The organism is Flavobacterium sp. B330r (assembly GCF_056824325.1).
This window is the reverse complement of sequence record NZ_CP124860.1, coordinates 4381593-4399961: the sequence shown is the minus strand read 5'-3', so window position 1 is coordinate 4399961 and position 18369 is coordinate 4381593. Positions and strand designations below refer to the sequence as shown.

The 18369-nt window shown below is 33.2% G+C and carries 13 protein-coding genes; 7 read left to right on the top strand and 6 right to left on the bottom strand.

All coding sequences use genetic code 11. The features are described from left to right. Positions 1-19 precede the first annotated feature (19 nt). Together QLQ95_RS19500 and QLQ95_RS19495 are read left to right on the top strand one after the other, a co-directional pair. Positions 20-541, top strand: coding sequence for a GNAT family N-acetyltransferase (locus QLQ95_RS19500; RefSeq protein ID WP_482501248.1), 522 nt, complete (start codon positions 20-22; stop codon positions 539-541). A 1-nt stretch (position 542) separates the two neighbouring features. After that, entirely contained in the window at positions 543-1430 is an 888-nt protein-coding gene (locus QLQ95_RS19495) for a DMT family transporter (RefSeq protein WP_095927508.1), read from the top strand. A 96-nt stretch (positions 1431-1526) separates the two neighbouring features. Here the strand turns inward: QLQ95_RS19495 and QLQ95_RS19490 are convergent, their stop codons facing one another. The 4 genes from QLQ95_RS19490 to QLQ95_RS19475 form a co-directional block, all read right to left on the bottom strand. Beyond that, on the bottom strand, positions 1527-3803 hold the full coding sequence (locus tag QLQ95_RS19490; RefSeq protein ID WP_482501246.1) for an ATP-binding protein: 2277 nt from the start codon (positions 3801-3803) through the stop codon (positions 1527-1529). Positions 3804-3808: 5 nt separating this feature from the next. Next, positions 3809-4405, bottom strand: coding sequence for a biliverdin-producing heme oxygenase (locus QLQ95_RS19485; protein ID WP_320495056.1), 597 nt, complete (start codon positions 4403-4405; stop codon positions 3809-3811). Between the two features lie 109 nt (positions 4406-4514). After that, positions 4515-5849 (bottom strand): sensor histidine kinase, encoded by a 1335-nt coding sequence (locus QLQ95_RS19480; protein WP_482501244.1) that lies wholly within the window; start codon positions 5847-5849, stop codon positions 4515-4517. 2 nt (positions 5850-5851) lie between these two features. Beyond that, positions 5852-7201, bottom strand: coding sequence for a sigma-54-dependent transcriptional regulator (locus QLQ95_RS19475; protein ID WP_320495058.1), 1350 nt, complete (start codon positions 7199-7201; stop codon positions 5852-5854). 241 nt (positions 7202-7442) lie between these two features. On the opposite strand from QLQ95_RS19475, the gene QLQ95_RS19470 reads away from it, so the two are divergent. The 5 genes from QLQ95_RS19470 (at position 7443) to QLQ95_RS19450 (ending at position 16729) form a co-directional block, all read left to right on the top strand. Beyond that, positions 7443-8579: a hypothetical protein gene (locus QLQ95_RS19470; protein WP_482501243.1), complete on the top strand. Its 1137-nt coding sequence runs from the start codon at positions 7443-7445 to the stop codon at positions 8577-8579. A gap of 12 nt (positions 8580-8591) precedes the next feature. Then, positions 8592-9302, top strand: coding sequence for an ABC transporter ATP-binding protein (locus QLQ95_RS19465; RefSeq protein WP_320495060.1), 711 nt, complete (start codon positions 8592-8594; stop codon positions 9300-9302). A 3-nt stretch (positions 9303-9305) separates the two neighbouring features. Then, the gene (locus tag QLQ95_RS19460) at positions 9306-11717 is read left to right on the top strand and encodes an ABC transporter permease (protein WP_482501241.1); all 2412 of its coding nucleotides are present in this window, start codon (positions 9306-9308) and stop codon (positions 11715-11717) included. 1 nt (position 11718) lies between these two features. Next, positions 11719-14130, top strand: coding sequence for an ABC transporter permease (locus QLQ95_RS19455; protein ID WP_482501239.1), 2412 nt, complete (start codon positions 11719-11721; stop codon positions 14128-14130). A gap of 181 nt (positions 14131-14311) precedes the next feature. Further along, positions 14312-16729, top strand: coding sequence for an ABC transporter permease (locus QLQ95_RS19450; RefSeq protein ID WP_482501237.1), 2418 nt, complete (start codon positions 14312-14314; stop codon positions 16727-16729). Positions 16730-16794: 65 nt separating this feature from the next. On the opposite strand, the gene QLQ95_RS19445 is transcribed toward QLQ95_RS19450, so the two are convergent. Continuing rightward, a complete protein-coding gene (locus tag QLQ95_RS19445; protein ID WP_320495064.1) occupies positions 16795-17406 on the bottom strand; it encodes a DUF417 family protein in 612 nt (203 codons plus the stop codon). Between the two features lie 79 nt (positions 17407-17485). Then, on the bottom strand, positions 17486-18298 hold the full coding sequence (locus QLQ95_RS19440) for an AraC family transcriptional regulator (RefSeq protein ID WP_320495065.1): 813 nt from the start codon (positions 18296-18298) through the stop codon (positions 17486-17488). Positions 18299-18369 lie beyond the last annotated feature (71 nt).

The following is an 18369-nucleotide window of genomic DNA, read 5'->3' as shown; positions in this document are numbered from 1 at the left end:
ACGCATTAAAGAAATAAAAATGAATACGCTAAAAATAACAAAAGCCACAACCGATGACGTTTTAAAACTTCAATCAATTGGCCAACAAACCTTTTCTGAAACCTTCGCCAATGTAAACAGCGAAGAAAACATGAAAAAATATCTGGATGAAAGCTTCGCAACAGCAAAATTGGCTGCCGAACTGGACAATCCGTCATCCTATTTCTATTTAGCTGTTTTAGACCAAAAAGTAGTGGGTTACCTGAAACTGAATACAGCCGATGCTCAAACCGAAAAAGAAGATTTAAACGCCTTAGAAATAGAACGTATTTATGTCGCAAAAGAATTTCATGGCAAGAAAGTCGCACAGGCATTATATGCTCAAGCAGAAGAAATTGCAGAAGAAATAAAAGCTTCGTATATGTGGCTAGGCGTTTGGGAAAAGAATTTCAGAGCAGTAAGTTTCTACACTAAAAATGGTTTTGTACAATTTGACACTCATATTTTTAGATTAGGCAACGATGAACAAACTGATTTAATGATGAAAAAAGTATTGATTTAAAATGGAAAGAAGACAGCTACTATTATTTCTATTAATTCTTGGCACTGCCTTTTGGGGAGTTTCTTACTCCGTTACCAAAATGGCAATTGGCCACTTTTCACTCAACATTTTTTTATTTTATCGTTTCCTGCTGGCCGTAATGGTATTGAGCATTGTTTTTTGGAAATACGTTAAAGACATTAATCGAGAAGCTATTAAAACCGGTTTTATACTTGCCGTTCCCATGTTTTTAGGGATTCAATTGCAGACGACCGCATTAAAATATACCGATGCTTCACAATGTTCTTTCATCGCAGGACTAACAGTAATTATTATTCCGATGTTGAAGTTGGCGATTTACAGAACAAATACGCCTTTAAAGATTTGGATTGCCGCTCTCACTGCTTTAACGGGATTATTTATTATTGCTATAACAGATAAATTTACCATAAACGTCGGCGATTTATTTACCATCTCTGGCGCATTTGCTTTTGCCGTTTATTTGATTTCTGTCGAAAAACATTCTGCTGCCAAAAATCTTTTGTACTCGATTGTTCCTATGTTTGCGTTTTGTGCTTTATTTACTTTTTGTATTGCACTTACAGATTCGCAAGCGGTTTGGTTGCCTAAAAACGATACGTTTTGGCTGGGTGCTGTTTACTGCGCTTTGTTTTCTACAGCATTTATGTACACGGTTTCAAACATTTCACAACGTTATTTATCGGCAGAACGTGTAGCGGTTATTTATTTGTTCGAACCTGTTTTTGGGGCAATTGGAGCGTTTTTCATTTTAGGAGAAAACCTTTCATGGCGACTGCTTTTGGGCGGAACTTTAATTTTCTCGGCCACTATTATTTCTGAAGTCAATTTTAAAAGTAAAAAATTAAAAATGCTGATTAGAAAAAACTAATATTTTAAAAGATTTCACGCAGATTTAAAAAGATTTAAGCAGATTTTATTTTATAATCTATTTAAATCCGCTGAATCTGCGTGAAAAAAAACTTATTTACAAAGGCAAAAGTGTGTCTTCGGGATCGCAAGGGAAATAAATAATAATATCGGTACCTTGATTTGGTTTCCCTTCTGCTTGGATATCTCCTCCAACTGTCTGCATAATCTTTTTACATAAAGCAAGTCCAATGCCCGAACCTGTATAGTGTTCTTGCGTGTGAAGTCTTGTAAAAACTTTAAAAATAGATTCTGCATATTGCTGTTCAAAACCAATACCATTATCAGAGAAACGAACCCAGTGACAATATACTTTGTATCTATCGTGTATCAGAACAGGTTCCTGAGAAGCTGTGATTACAATTTTAGGCTGTCTTTCTGAGGAAGCATATTTGATTGAATTCTGAAGAATATTATTAAACAACTGGCGCATTAAAAAACTGATAGCGTGAACTTCCGGAAGATTTTCATGCTCAATGATGGCTTGACTTTCTGCAATAGTTTCATGCATTTCTTTAATCGTAGACTTCAGTATTTTGTTTAAATCTACTTCTTCCAGCTTCTCTCTTGTGTTTTTTATACGGGTATATTTCAGAATATCTTCCAGCAAGCCACTCATTCTGTTGGCAGATTTAGAAACGCGCTGCAAAGAATTCGAAATTGATTCTGTAGAAATAACATCTAGTTCCGAAAGCATTTTAGAAGTAATAAGCTGAATTTTACGCAACGGTTCCTGCAAATCATGCGTACTGATCCAGTTGATGTTTTCAAGCTCAGAATTGGTTTCTTTCAAAATTTCACTTTGACTACGATACTTCTCTTCCTCTTCACTTAACATTATCAAAATCAAATAATTGTATAAAGTATGAGTATATTGAGAAGCAGCATTAATTTCATAGAGTTTCCAGTTACTGCTTTGGTTTTTTACTATTTGTTTATAAATATTGTATGAGTTTCCTGGATGGAGTCCTTTACTGTCTTTTACAATTCTTTTTTCTGGATCGCCTCCCCATTTAATTTCTGAAATCGTTTCTGGTCTAAACCATATTACATGCCCATTGTTACCTAGTGAATGGTAAATAATTCCAGCGAAATTAGAATTTTCATCAAATTCTGGAAAATGGTCACTAATCTTATTCGTTGAGAAAAAATCAGTATTCTTTTTACTTTTGAGATGTCTGAGTAAATCAATAATTTGTTCATCAGATGGCGTTAAACCATTTTTATAGATTTTATCTCTAGTAATAATAGATACACCAGAAGCATTTGCGATTTCTAACAATTGTGGTGCACTAACAATTTTTTCTAAAGACTCTTTTAAAACAGGAAGCTCCAAGCTAGTCAACTGTTCTAATGCTAAATTCGTTTTCTGGGCACTAAGATACTCATCATTAGATTGTCTAATATCGATTTGAGAAGTAATAAACTGTCCCTGAAGTTTTGCTGCAAGCCTAATTTCAGGAGATATATTTTTCTTTGAATAATGATGACAGGCAATTAATCCCCATAATTTTCCATGATGAATAAGAGAAATCGTCAATGTTGCGCCAACTCCAATATTTTTCAAGTATTCTACGTGAATAGGCGATGTACTTCTTAAAATAGAAAGACTTAAATCGAGATTTTTCCCCTCTTTATCATCAACCGTGTAAATTGGAACAGGCTCATAATCAATATCTACAATCAGCCTCAACAGATTCTTAATATATAATTCTCTTGCTTGGGCTGGAATATCGGTATGAGGGTAATGCAATCCTAAAAAAGGTTCTAAATCTTCTCTGCAATCTTCAGCAAAAACTTCTCCGTTATATTGTTCATCAAAACGATAAATCATTACACGATCATAACCCGTTATTTCGCGCGTTCCTTGTGCTACAAGGGCGCAAAGATCTTTAAGCGAAGTAGTTTTATTCATCTGACTTACAAACTGAATCGTTTGTTTGTAAGCATCAGCGAGTTTTTCTTGATCTGCAAATAGTAATTCAGCTTCAAGAATGTAAATTCCTTCACTTTTATGAATGTTTATTTGAAATAAGCTACCCAACAATTCTATCTCAAGAGGAAAAGCGTCTTTAAACTCATCTCCGTTTGTGTAAGCTAAAATTTCATTTTCGGCGGTAACTCCAAAAACTGCTGCAAAATCTTTTCCTAACATTTGAGTGTGCGAAATACCAAAATAAGCAACAACATTTTCTGTACAGAAATCTATTTTCCATTGCAGTGTTATACCAAGCAAAAAACCGTGAGGCTGAATCTGACCTGGTATGTGTATAGGTTCATGCTCACAGTTGGTTAACGTAACGATATCGCGATTAACTATATCCTTAAATTTCATTCTTTTTATTTGCTCTCAAAGTGATTATAAATACTATCAAAAGCAAATACAGCTCCTTCTATAATACTATCTCCACAATTATTTTCTTGTTCGTATTCAGAAAGAAAATTCAAGAAAGATTTCCAGAAACTTCCTGTTTTTTCTCCATAACCATTAAAATAAGAAACGCCTTTATCTACTGAAAGTTGCGGTACTTTTGAAACATTTTTTAAAATAAATCTTCCGCCCAGTGTGGAACCTTCAACCACATATAAAATACCAAGTGCAAAAGGAACTGAAATTTCTTCGATCTTAAAAACTTTCTCTGAAGGAGTCAATTCGTAATTTAAAAATGAAAGATCTGCTTCTATAAGCTGTTTTTTTCTTCTTTGTTCTAAATCGTCAGTCAGGTTAGCAAACAAAGGAAAAATAGTTTCCTCTGTATCTTGATGTACATCATGCATCAAATTTAAGTATTTCGCATATTCCTCAATTTTCATGTCTGGCGACATAATAGACTTTGAAACAGGAAGTTCTTCTAACTTTTTATGGGAATCAGCAGTTCGTGTTTTTAGATCATTAAGAAAACTGGAAGCTATTGCAGACGTTGGATTTGTGCTCATTAATTTAGTATTATTTTATTTATAAGAGTCAATTTGGCAACTCCTCTTTCACAAATTTAAACAAAAAAAATTAGCCAAATTTTAAAAACACTTTTTAAACGTTGTTCTGTTAATCTTCAACCAAAGAAATCTCAAAAACAGTGCTATTGTTTTCGCTTTTATACGAAATATAACCGCCGTGCGCCTCAATAATATTTTTAGACAAAGTAAGTCCGATTCCTGCTCCTTCGGTTCGGGTGGTGAAAAACGGAAGAAATATCTTGTCTTCAATTTCTTTTTCGATTCCTTTTCCAGAGTCTGAAACTTTTATAAAAATACGATTGTTTTTGGCTTCCGCCGAAATCGAAATTTGCTTCACATCACTGTTTTCTAAAGCATTAATCGAATTGGTCAATAAGTTAATCAATACTTGCTCTATCTGCTGCGAATCGACATTTATTAGATAGTTTTGATTAACAGCATTGATCACTTCGATATTACTTTTTCGAAACAACGGATTCATAACTTGAATACAGTTTTCAACTAAGTGCTGCAATTCTGTTTTTTCTTTTTTAGGCGAAGGAAGCATGGCCAGTTTTCGGTACCCTTCAACAAATTTCTGCAAATGATCACTTCGCCTCAACATTGTCTGCACGCTGTTTTTTATGTCTTCTAAGTCTTCTGTCGAAAGCGAATCTTGTTCTACTAAATCCTCCAAGTTCTGGCAAATCGAACGAATTGGCGTTATAGAATTTAGCAATTCATGCGAAATCACTTTCATCAAATTAATCCACGCATCTTTTTCTTTTTTCTCTACCACATTTTGAATCGAATCTAGCAAAACAATAAAATAATCCTGTTCGAAAATTTCAGTTCGTGAAGCTTGTAAAACAAAGGTTTGTTTGCTTTGTTCATTTATACTAATCTCGATTGAAGTTTTAATTTCGTGAAAATCATCTTCTTCGATTATTTCACACAAAGACGGTAGCTGATTTTTAAGATATCTCCATTTCGAAACTTTTGGAACATTAAAATGGCTCGAAAAATAATCGTTCATCAAAAAAACACTCCAATCTTTTTCTTGTTTCTGCAAAATAATAACGCCCGATTCTATGTTGTTTAAAATCGAACGGTAAATAATATCTCTTGTAACTTGCTCATTTTGTTTGTTTTTTAAGGTTTCATACAAAGTGAACAGCTCATTATAAGTACTGTTGAATTTATGCTTAGAAAAATCAGAACTAAAATCATCCTGCAATATCGAAGAAATGGTTTTGTTATAAATCAAGACCATATTTCTAACATAAAAATACATTTCTCTGCCCAACAGAAAAACCATGCAAAGGCCAAAAATTCCTGTAAAAAGCAAACCAATTCTAAAGAAATAGAGCGACAATTCAATTCCGATCACGATAAAAATTAATCGCAGAAAAAGGAGTTTGTAAGTTTGTAAAGTCCTTAACATAATTAATCGATATTGATATTAAATTTCTCCAAACGTCTGTACAATGCACCTCTTGACAAGCCCAGTTCTTCGGCCGTTTTGCTGATATTGTTGTTGTTTTTGAGAAGTGCTTTTTCAACCGTTGCTTTTTCAACCGACGAAAGCTGAATATCATCTGAGTTTTCCTCGTAAGGCGTTATCGTTTCTAAATCGAGATCAGAAACCGTTATGGTGTTATTTTCGCAAAGAATAACTGCACGTTCAATCTTATTTTCCATTTCTCGAATGTTTCCATTCCATGCGTGTTTTTCAATCTGTTCCAAGACTTTTTTATCAAAAGTAATTTCGTCACGGTTATATTTTTCAATCATTTTATCCAAAAGATATTCGGCAAGCGGAATCTTATCTTCGTGCCTTTCCCTTAGCGGAGGCAAAACAATTTCCATCGTATTTATGCGATAATACAAGTCTTCACGGAAGTTTTTATCGGCAACTTCTAGTTTTAAGTTCAAATTGGTTGCTGTAATAATTCTAACATTCAAAGGTCTTGCTTTCGTTTCTCCCAACCTTGTTACGGTTTTTGTCTGAATGACTTGAAGCAATTTTGATTGCAAATGAAGTGGTACATTTCCTATTTCATCCAAAAAAATGGTTCCGTTTTGCGCCATTTCAAAACGTCCCGCTGTATCCGTTTTAGCATCGGTAAAAGCGCCTTTGGCATAACCAAATAATTCGCTTTCGAAAATATTCGAATTTAAAGACCCCAAATCAACTGCAACAAAAGGCTGATTTTTTCTTTCAGATTGGGTATGAATATGATGTGCTAGAACAAATTTTCCTGTTCCGTTTTCACCTAGAATCAAAACATTAGCATCGGTTTTTGCGACTTTATCTGCCAGCGAATAAGCCTTTTTTATAATTTCAGAACTGCCAACAAAAAAGTCCTCTTTTATCTCAACCTCTTTAGTTTTCTTCTGTTCTTTTCGGGCTTTATCTACAGCTTGCTTTACCGATTCTAAAAGCTTTTTATTTTCCCAAGGTTTCAAGATATAATCAAAAGCACCCGATTTTAAACCTTCAACAGCCGTTTCTACTTTTCCGAAAGCCGTCATTAGAATTACCACTGTTTTAGGCGAAAGCGTTTTTATTTCTTTTAATAAATACAAACCTTCCCTTCCATCTTCAAATCCTAATCTATAATTCATATCTAAAAGGACAACATCAATGGCATTTTTTGCCAATAATTCGACAATATTTTTTGGATTATTGAGGGTATAAATGTTTTCAAAATACTTTTTCAGATAGACTTTTGATGCAAAAAGAATGTCTTCCTGATCGTCGATGATTAAAATAGATGCGTTGGTCTTTTTCATTATTGTTCAGTTTTGGACGAAAGGTGTCCACTTATGGACAGTTTAAATTTTTATTGAAAAATAATCCCTTAAAAACAAGGTGTTTACAATGTTTAATTTACTGGCACGAAAATCACATTAGAACTTGTAAATCACTAATTATTAACCCCTTTCGGAAGTAAAAATAACAAAATAAATAGCGATTACACATTGTAAATATTTTAAAACCTAAAAAATAAAACAACTAAAACCACTATCTTTCATGACGTCCAATCATTTAACAATTCAATCTAATTGGTTATCAAAATTTTATTTAAGTTTCCTCTCAATCGTAGGCGGAGTAAATGCCTTACTTTTTGTGATATTACCTATTCTCCCATATAATCTCACAAAATTTATAAATGCAGCAGGAATGTTGAGTTTATTAGCTGCCATTTTATTTTCGTTTCTATTTTCATTCTATTGGAATTATAAAGAAAAAAACAATAACATAAATTCCGAAAAATACAAGACTCTACTTATTGAATTATTACGATTTTGGATTGCCTTTCATGTTTGCATTTTTGGTTTTGAAAAGATTATCGACGTTAACTTTTCATTTTCTTATCACATAAATGATTCTTTGGCAAGTACCCTTACAGGTCAAGAACTTACTTGGAAATACTATGGTTATTCTTATGGACTTTCGATAATAGTTGCCATATTGCAAATTGCGGGAGGTATCGCATTATTATTCAGACGATCTATTTTACTCGGATTAGTAATGCTTATGCCAGTAATGTTCAATATTTTACTGATTAATCTATTTTATAATATTGGTCCCATTACTTGCTTAACCTCAATAATAATTATGCTAGGTTTAGCTTATTTATTATGGCAGTATAAAGAAAACATAATTGCTTTATTTAATCATTCTTCAAAAGATTATTCTATAGTAAAAAATAAAGCATTGCGTAATTCTGCAAGAGCCTTTTGTATAATAATACCCTGTTTATTTGTACTTTATTACAGCCATAAAGTTCAGCTTTCTAAAAGATATTTTGGAAAATGGAAAGTTGAAAGCATATCGCGCAATGGCAAAATAATCCCTGACAATGCATGGGAAAAAGATAGTTCTGCATGGAAAACCATTTATATTGAAGAAAGAGAGAAGATTTTTTTCTGTCCAAATCCAAATATGTATGTCGACAGCGCATCAATATTCATGAAATATCGATTTGATAATATAAAAAATACCTTTAAAGTGATTTCGTATGAAAGAAACTTGCAGAATCCCGATACAATTCCTGTTCAAATTAATAATTTCGACAGCAATTCTATGCAGTGGAATATGGTATTGTATATAGACACAATCAAAATGCAATTAAAAAAATCAAATAATCAATCAATCAAAAATTAAAACAGTCAAATTATGATTACAATTACCAAACTTTCAAAAGTATTTAGAACTGAGGAATTAGAAACCAAAGCATTAAGTGAAATTTCGTTAACTATCAATCAAGGCGATTTTGTATCGATTATGGGGCCGTCTGGAAGTGGAAAATCGACTTTATTAAACATTATTGGATTGCTAGACAGTGCTTCTAGCGGAAGTTATAAACTTCTTGATCAGGAAATGGTAGGTTTGAAGGAAAAATCTAGAGCGCAAGCCCGAAAAGAAAACATCGGATTCATTTTCCAGAATTTCAATTTAATTGATGAATTATCTGTTTTCGATAATATCGAATTGCCTTTAATTTATAACAATGTTCCATCTGCCGAAAGAAAATCACGCGTAAACGAGATGGCGAAAATTTTGGGAATCGCGCACAGATTGAAACATTTTCCACAGCAACTTTCGGGCGGACAGCAACAGCGTGTAGCCGTAGCGAGAGCTTTAATCAATAATCCGAAAATTATTCTAGCCGATGAGCCAACAGGAAATCTAGACAGCAGAAACGGAAATGAGGTTATGGAATTACTAACCGATCTTCATGCCAGCGGTTCGACAATCTTGATGGTAACACACTCCGATTACGATGCTTCTTTTTCGCAAAGAACTATTTTAATGAAAGATGGCGAAATCCTTTCTGAAAAAGTAAATCATAGAAATGTGGACGTTTTGGTAACTGCTAACAACTAGTTTATGCTAAAGAATTGGATTAATATATTTATATATCAATTAAAGCATAACAAGCTTTTCAGCATCTTAAATATTCTTGGTTTAAGTATCGGAATTGCAGGACTAATCTTTGCAACGCTGTACTGGAACGACGAATATTCGTATGATAAATGGAATCCGTCGAAGGATAAAACATTTATTGTTATGAATAATGTGAGAAAAGGAAATATTTTTGCTACAAACTCTGCTATTACAGCGCCACTTCTAAAATCGTCTACTCCATATGTAGAAAATTATTGCTATTTTACTGATTATTACTCAAAGGAGACGATTCAATATAATGGCAAAACAGAAATTGTAGATAAGATTTTTTCTGCACAAAAGAGTTTCTTTTCTTTTTTTCCATATCAATTCAAATACGGCAATCCGAATACTGTGCTTCAAGAACCTCAAAGCATTGTATTTTCTGAAGAAACTGCTTTTAAATTTTTTAAGAATGAAAATCCAATCGGAAAACAGGTAAAATATGATGACAGAACCTATATAGTTCGTGGTGTTTATAAAATACCTGGAAAATCGGTTGTCATGCCTGACGTGGTTACTAACAGCATTGAAGAAAGTCTTGAAAGAAATAAAGATCATTGGGGCTTCAATTATGGTTTAATGCTAAAACTGAAAAAAAAGAATGACGCTCCACTGGTAAAAAAAGCGCTAGATGAAATATTCTTAGAAAAAAATTATAAAAGACAGGCACGAAATGAAGGCATGACGCTTGAACTATTTATAAAAACATACGGAGAACCTTTGAAAACCATAGTAGTTCCATTTGAAAATTCTAGGCTCCACAATGAAAGCTATCCATTTCCAGAAGGAACAGGAAGCCTTCAGTTTTTACGAATCTTAATGGGATTATCTATTGTCATTTTATTGCTGTCAATTGTCAATTATATCAATTTAGCTACCGCTAATGCTATAAAACGTGCAAAAGAAGTGGGTGTGAGAAAAATTATTGGTGCTACAAAAAGACAGATTGTGCTTCAATTTGTATTTGAAACTGCTTTGACCATGCTTTTTGCTTTATTATTGGCACTCGTAATTGTCGAAGTTTCTCTGCCATTTTACAATCAGTTTTTAAACAAAGAATTGGTTCTTGCGGGATCTCAGTTTTATCTTCAGCTTGTTGTAATCTTTATCCTTGTGGTTATTGTAAGCGGCGTTTTTCCTGCGGTTTATATTTCAAATTTTGAGGTTTTGAATGTTCTAAAAGGAAATTTTTCGCACAGCAAAAATGGTTTATGGCTTAGAAATGCCATGCTTGTTTTACAATTTTCGATTGCTGTTTTCTTTATCATCGGTTCTATTGTTGTGTATCAGCAAGTTCAATTTATGGTAGAAAAAGATTTAGGCTTTAATGGATCACAGTTAATGAATATCTCTTTTAGGGAACAAAAAGACAAAGGTCAATTTGAGCGATACGTAAGCATAAAACAAGAACTGAAGAAAATTCAAGGTGTTGAAGCGGTTTCTGCGGCTGCTTTTTCTATTGGAAGTGATTGGAGCTCCAGAGGCGGTTTGCATTATAAAAATAATCCGGAAGTTATCATTCAGCAATTGGGTTCAGATTTTGGAATGCTGGAAATGTTAGGCGTTAAACTGCTAAAAGGAAGATTCCTGACCGATAAACTAGTTTCTGATACGATTTCTAATGTTTTACTGAACGAAGTGGCAGCTAAAACAATGAACGAAAAAAATCCTGTGGACAAAATCATCGATTGGCAGGGCGAAAAATATAAAGTGGTCGGAGTTGTAAAGAACTTCCATTGTTCTGGTCTTGATAAAGAAATTAGTCCGATGATCTTCTTTCATATCAATGCCCAAAAATGGACACAGAGAAACATCGAATCTATTACAGTAAAGGTTTCTCCTAGAAATATGAATCAGACTATTGCTTCGCTAAAGAATTTCTGGGTCAAAAATGTAGATGCCGAATATCCTTTTGAATATAGTTTTGTAGACAAAAATTTTGCGCGCACTTATAAAAAATACCAAGATCAAAGAAACTTATTTGCTTTATTAAATGTTGTTGTAATTCTAATTGCCGTTTTCGGGCTGTTTGCCCTAGCTTCTTTTTCTATGGAAAGAAGATTAAAAGAAATTGCAATAAGAAAAACACTTGGCGCTGAAACCAATATTTTACTGAAAGAATTGTCTAAACAATACGTGATCTTCTGTATAATTGGTTTCTTAATCGGAATTGTTCCTGCTTATTTATTACTGCAGAAATGGCTTAAAAATTTCCCATTCCGAATAGATATCACTCTTCTACCCTTTTTTCTTGCTTTTGTGTCTTTGCTTTTCCTTACGCTGACAATAGTTTTAGTAAAAGCCTATCAAGTAACAAAAGTGGATGTTTTAAAATACTTAAAATACGAGTAAGATGCTTAAAAATTGGATTAACACATTTATTTATCAGATCAAAAACAACAAACTGTTTTCGATTCTTAATATATTAGGATTATCAATAGGAATGGCCACTTTAATTTTTGCCATTCTCTATTGGAACGACGAGCATTCTTACGATCAGTGGAATCCCGAAAAAGATCAAGTTTATTCGGTCTTAAATGACATTGGCAATAATAATGTCTGGACATCAAACGCTGCAACGACAGGGCCTATGCTAAAAGCTGTTTCTACAGATTTAGACAGTTACTGTTATTTCTATGGTGATTATGCCAGAGATGTTATTTCGTATAATGGAAAAAAGGAAATGATCAGCAAAATTTTTACGGCTCAAAGTAATTTTTTCTCCTTTTTTCCTTTTCAATTTATGTATGGAAACGCGAAAACAGCTCTTCAAGACAGAAACAGTATTGCTTTATCTGAGGAAACTGCCGTGCGATTATTTGGAAATGAAAACCCGTTAGAAAAACTGGTAAAATATGAAGGACAGATTTTTACCGTTAGAGGCGTGTATAAACTTTCACAAAAATCTTCGGTAATGCCAAATGCCATTACTACCTTAATTGAAGACGATTTAAAAAGAACAAAAAACGAATGGAGCTATCATTACGGACTTGTCCTTAAAATAAAAAATCCCAAAGCAACTCCAGGAGTAATAAAAACGATCAATCAGCTTTTCTTTGATAATTGCACCAAAGTGTATGCAAAACAAGAAGGTTTACCGATTGCTGAGTTTATAAAAAAGTATGGAGAACCTGTAAAATCAAGTTTGCTTCCGCTGTCTGAAGCACGAATGTACAAAGGCAATTTTCCTTTTCCTGAAGAAGGCGGAAAACTGCAGTACATTATTATTTTAATGGGATTATCTATTTTGATTTTATCGCTTTCAATTGTAAATTACATTAATCTCGCTACGGCAAACGCCATAAAAAGAGCAAAAGAAATTGGTGTTAGAAAAATTACTGGCGCAAAAAAAGGACAAATTGTATCGCAATTTATCTTTGAAACCGCTTTAACTACCATTTTTTCAGTTCTATTAGCTTTGGTAATTGTCGAAATTTCGCTTCCTGTTTACAATTCTTTTCTTGATAAAGATCTGGTTTTAATTGGTTCTCAGTTTTACATTCAATTAATTTTAATCACTTTACTTGTAATTGTAGCTTCTGGAGTTCTACCTGCGGTTTATGTTTCAAATTTTGAAGCTTTAAAAGTTTTAAAAGGCAATTTTTCTCGCAGTAAAAGAGGAATCTGGCTCCGTAACGGAATGTTGGTTTTGCAATTTGCGGTAGCTGCTTTTTTCATTATCGGATCTTTTATTGTGTACAAACAAGTTAATTTTATGGCTGAGAAAGATCTTGGTTTTCAAGGAGCTCAGGTTTTAGACATTACTTTTAAACCAAAAAAAGATGTAACACAATATGAACGCTATAAAAGAATTAAACAAGAGATTGGTAAAATAAACGGTGTAGAAGCGGTTTCTACAGCTTTATTTGCCATGGGAACTCAAGAAAATTCCTGGTCAAGTGCGAGTTACAAAAACATCCCTCCTTTTTTGATACAAGAAATGGCAATGGATTTTGAAATGCTCGATATGCTGGGTGTGAAAATATTAAAAGGTCGAAAATTAAATTCTGCTTTTTCTTCTGACAGTATTTCATCTGTTTTGTTAAATGAAACTGCCGCAAAACTACTTCTCGAAAAAGACCCTCTGAATAAAACACTCGTATGGAGAGATCAAAAAGTAAAAGTAGTCGGAATTGTAAATGATTTTAATTACTTCGGAATGGAAAGCCAAATTGGTCCAATGATGTTTTTTTATGTCACAAAAATCAACGGAGTCAAAGACGATATACGTCATATTTTTGTCAAAGTTTCACCAGACAACATGAAGGAAACCATCGCAGGAATCAACAAATTATGGATACAAAAAATAGACTCTGAATATCCTTTTGAATACAATTTTGTAGATAAAAATTATGCTAGAACCTACAAAAAATACGAGAATCAGAGAGATTTATTTGGTTTGCTAAATATCATCGTAATCTTAATTGCCGTTTTCGGATTATTCTCTCTAGCCTCTTTTTCAATGGAAAGAAGACAGCGTGAAATTGCAATTAGAAAAACGCTCGGCGCAGATACCACTATTTTGCTGAAAGAACTGTCCAAACAGTATGTGCTTTACTGTGTAATAGGTTTCTTAATCGGAATGGTTCCAGCGTATTTACTGCTAGAAAAATGGCTTGAAAATTTTGCCTTTAGAATTACTATTCCGCCTCTGCCGTTTTTCTTTGCTTTTGTGTCGCTGTTGTTCCTAACCCTTACAATTGTTTTGGCAAAAGCCTATCAAGTAACCAAAGTAGATGTGCTGAAATATTTAAAATACGAGTAATTCGTTTGAGTTTTTCTATTTCACGCTTCCCATAGTTATCGGGGTTAATAGGGTTTTGGCAGATTCTAGCAGACTATTTTTTGATTAAAAACAATCTGCTAGAATCGGCAACCTGAGCGATAGTAAATAAGCGAAGCAAATCTATATGAAACTAACCACCCAACCATAAAACACCAACAAAATGTTAAGAAACTGGATCAATACATTTATCTATCAAATCAAACACAGTAAACTTTTTACTGCCCTCAATATTCTCGGATTATCAATTGGAATTTCAGGCTTAATTTTCGCGCTTTTGTATTGGAACGACGAACAAAACTACAATTCTTGGAATCCAGAAAAAGATAAGGTGTATCAGGTTTTAGTGCAATTAAGTGGCATGACATCTTGGTCAGAATGTGCTTTATTTTTGAAACCAGCTTTGGATGCAGACCCAAATATTGAAACCGCAATGTATGGGGAAGATTGGTATCAAAAAGATAAAATTGTTTACAAAGGAAAGAAGGAATTTGTAGATAAAATTATTAATGTACAACGCAACTTTTTTTCCTTTTTCCCTTTTGAAATCATAAAAGGAAATGCTGTTTCGTCCATTAAAGACGATTCTAGCATTGCAATTTCAGATAATATTGCAAAAAGAATCTTTGGAAATGAAAATCCAATTGGAAAACAAATTGAATGCTTTAATCAAGTGTTTTCTGTTCGCGCAGTTTATCGCATTCCGGGAAACTCATCCATCGCGCCAAATGTGATAATCAATACAATTGAAAAAGAGATGGATTACTCTGTAATAAATCCGTTTGTTTTTAAATTATTGCTAAAAGTTAAAGATCCGTCAAAAGTTGAAATTACAAGAAAAAAACTGGAACGAATCTATAATTACGATTTCATCAAACGCTTAGCAAAACAAGAAGGCTTTACGTTTGAAGACATGGGAAAGAAAGTAGGATATTTTAATGTCGTAATAGAACCGCTTTCGAAAGCCAGATTACAGTCAATAACAGACGGTTATCCTGAAGGCAGAGGCAATTATCAATTTTTAATGATTATGATGGGTTTATCCATTTTGATTCTCATTTTATCAATTATTAATTATATTAATCTCGCTACCGCAAATGCTGTAAAAAGAGCTAAAGAAGTTGGCGTGAGAAAAATTACAGGCGCTTCCAAAACAAATATTATCTATCAATTCCTTTTTGAAACAGTTTTAATAACTTCATTTTCAATTCTATTGGCTTTAGTTATTGTAGAAATAGCCTTGCCGTTTTACAACAATTTCTTAAACAAAAATCTCATTCTATTGGGCAATCAATTTTACTGGCAATTAATTCTAATTTTTATAATTACAGTATTTACAGCTGGCTTACTTCCATCTATTTACGTAGCCAATTTTGAAACTTTGAAAGTTTTAAAAGGAAATTTTGGAAGAAGCAAAAACGGAATCTGGTTGCGCAATGGAATGCTGATTTTTCAATTTGCAATTGCTGCTTTCTTTATAATTGGTTCCTATATTGTTTATGAACAAATCAGGTATTTACAAAATAAAGATCTTGGTTTTAAAGGAGATCAGGTCATTTCTGTAGCATTAAATTTTCCGCCAGGAGAATATGAAAACCAAAATGTAGAAAAAAATATTTACAGCAAATACAGTCTCATAAAACAACAGCTCAGTAAAATAAAAGGTGTTCAGGAAATTTCGACTGGTCTTATTGCTTTTGACGGTTCTGATAATTTTATCAATCCCGTTCTCTATAATGATGAACTTTTTAAAGAACGAACAATTGCATTAGATTATGGCATGTTGGAGATGCTCAATATTAAAATGGTAAAAGGGAGAAATTTTGATCGAAAACTAGCTTCTGACACTATCAATTCGGTTATCATAAATGAAAGTGCTTTAAAACAGATGAATATTAAAGACCCAATTGGTAAAGAATTGATCATACGAGGACAAAAATTACGAATCATTGGTATTGTAAAAGATTTTAATTTATTAAGTCCAGAAATGCAAGTGCCTCCCATCTCCTTTTTTCATTTAAAGACTTTAGGAATGGCGCGTGACATCAACAAAGTTTTCATTAAATTAAAAATGGATGACTCCGAAAATACCATTGCAAGCATAGAAAAATTATGGTCAAAAATCGACACAGAATATCCATTTAAATATGATTTTGTCGATAAGGAATATGCTAGAACCTACGAGTCTTATGTAAAGCAGAAAAATCTGTTTTCTCTACTCAATGTAATTGTGATTCTTATTGCCCTTTTTGGATTATTTGCTTTAGCATCTTATTCCATTCAAAGAAGAATGAAAGAAATTGCGATTCGAAAAACTTTGGGCGCAGAAACCAATATCTTATTAAAAGAACTGTCTAAACAATATGTAGTTTACTGTGCAATAGGTTTTCTTATTGCCGTATTTCCTGCCTATGTTTTATTGCAGAAATGGCTGAATAATTTTGCTTTTAGAATCGAAATTCCGATGCTGCCGTTTCTACTTTCCTTTTTGCTTTTATTATTTCTAACCTTATGCATAGTTTTAGCAAAAGCCTATCAGGCAACAAAAGTAGATGTCCTGAAATATTTAAAATATGAATAATTAGTTTTGAGTTTTTGTAAAAAGCTGTGCAAGTCTGAGCCCTTGCCCAGCTTTTTTTATTTTGATCAAGCGTAAAATCGTTTTAAAATTTCCTTTGCATTGTCTGAAGCTACAATCAATCCGCCGCTCATCATGATAATGTCTTTGAGAACCAGACGGCCTCCGACAGAAAGATACGGAAAACCAAATTCTGGTGTTGGAAAATCTCCGCCCAAATTCGGAACGTAAACTTCGGGTGTTGTAATTAAAAACGATAAGGTTACAAATGCCATTACGAACGTTAGAAGTCCGCCCAGAAAGCCGATTTTAGGATACCAAATTCCCAAAAGCACCAACAAGCCAATGGTCACAATAACAGTTCCTAATCCGTAAGAGAAAATATAGGTTCCGTTGGTTTCGTGCCATTTAATGTTTTTCTCCACAGTTTTACCTTCAGCGTTTTTGTAAAGTGTATAGGCTTTGACGGTTTTACCATCCTCATTCACAACTTGTTTATTGGCATCTTTATAAAAGAAACTCATAAACGGACTATTGGCAACTAGCGGAACAATTCCGTCAGCTTCATATTTAAAAGCTTTTAATCCGCCAATCCAAGCCATTACAACAAATATGGCAATTCTTAAAAAGTGAATAAAGTTGTTTTGTCCACCAGCAATAAATCGTATAAATTTTTCCATTTTGATTCTGTTTTAAATACATACCAAAATTACTATACTGCTATCTGGATAAAAATGGACTAAAAGGAGTTTTCATGGACTATTTTGCCACGATAGAAATGCCAACTTCTTTTCGGAATTCTTTAGGCGAAATGCCCACACTTTTCTTGAAATATCGGCTGAAATAAAATTCGTCTTCAAAATTAAGATCGTCTGCAATTTCTTTTATCGTCTTCGTTGTTAAATGCAGTTGTTTCTTGGCTTCCAAAACAATTCGGTCCTGAATAAGCTGAGAAGGCGATTTTCCGAAATGCTTTTTGATTCTTTTACTGAAAGTATTCACACTTAAATTGTACTTAGAAGCATAAAAAGCGACTTCTTTGGCTTCAAGAAAATGAGTGTCTAACAAATGCTGAAATTTCAAAATATCAGCATTTCCAATAGATTCCTGAATCTGTGGTGACATTTTGAGCTGTTTTTCTTTGCTGCTCAAGGCGAGAATAACCTGTAAATACGATTTTAGAATCGAATTATCATAATCGAGTTTAGAGTCTTCTACCCTTTTCATTCTTTCCATAATGCTCGTGATTTCTTCATAAATAAAATCAGAAACCGTCACAAAAGGTTCGCTATAAATATCATTGAATAAAATTCCGTTGCAGGCCACTTCTTTTTTATGGTATTCAATACAGTAAAAATCGCCATGAAAACTGAGAACATTTATGAAAGATGCAGTCGAACTTTTCCATTGCAATAACTGATATGGCGTTAAAAACAAAAGGCATTTCCCTTGGCATTCGTAATCGGTTAAATCAACAGAAAAAGCCGCTTTTCCATCAAACATTAAAATGTTGTAATACGGCTCGTTGATTCCCTTTTCAAGAAAAGAAGATTGTTTCAGTTCGATTTTCATTTTACTAAATTAACGTAAAGCCAACTATTGCGCAATTTAAACCAAAAAAAAATGTCCCAGAAAGTTAGCTT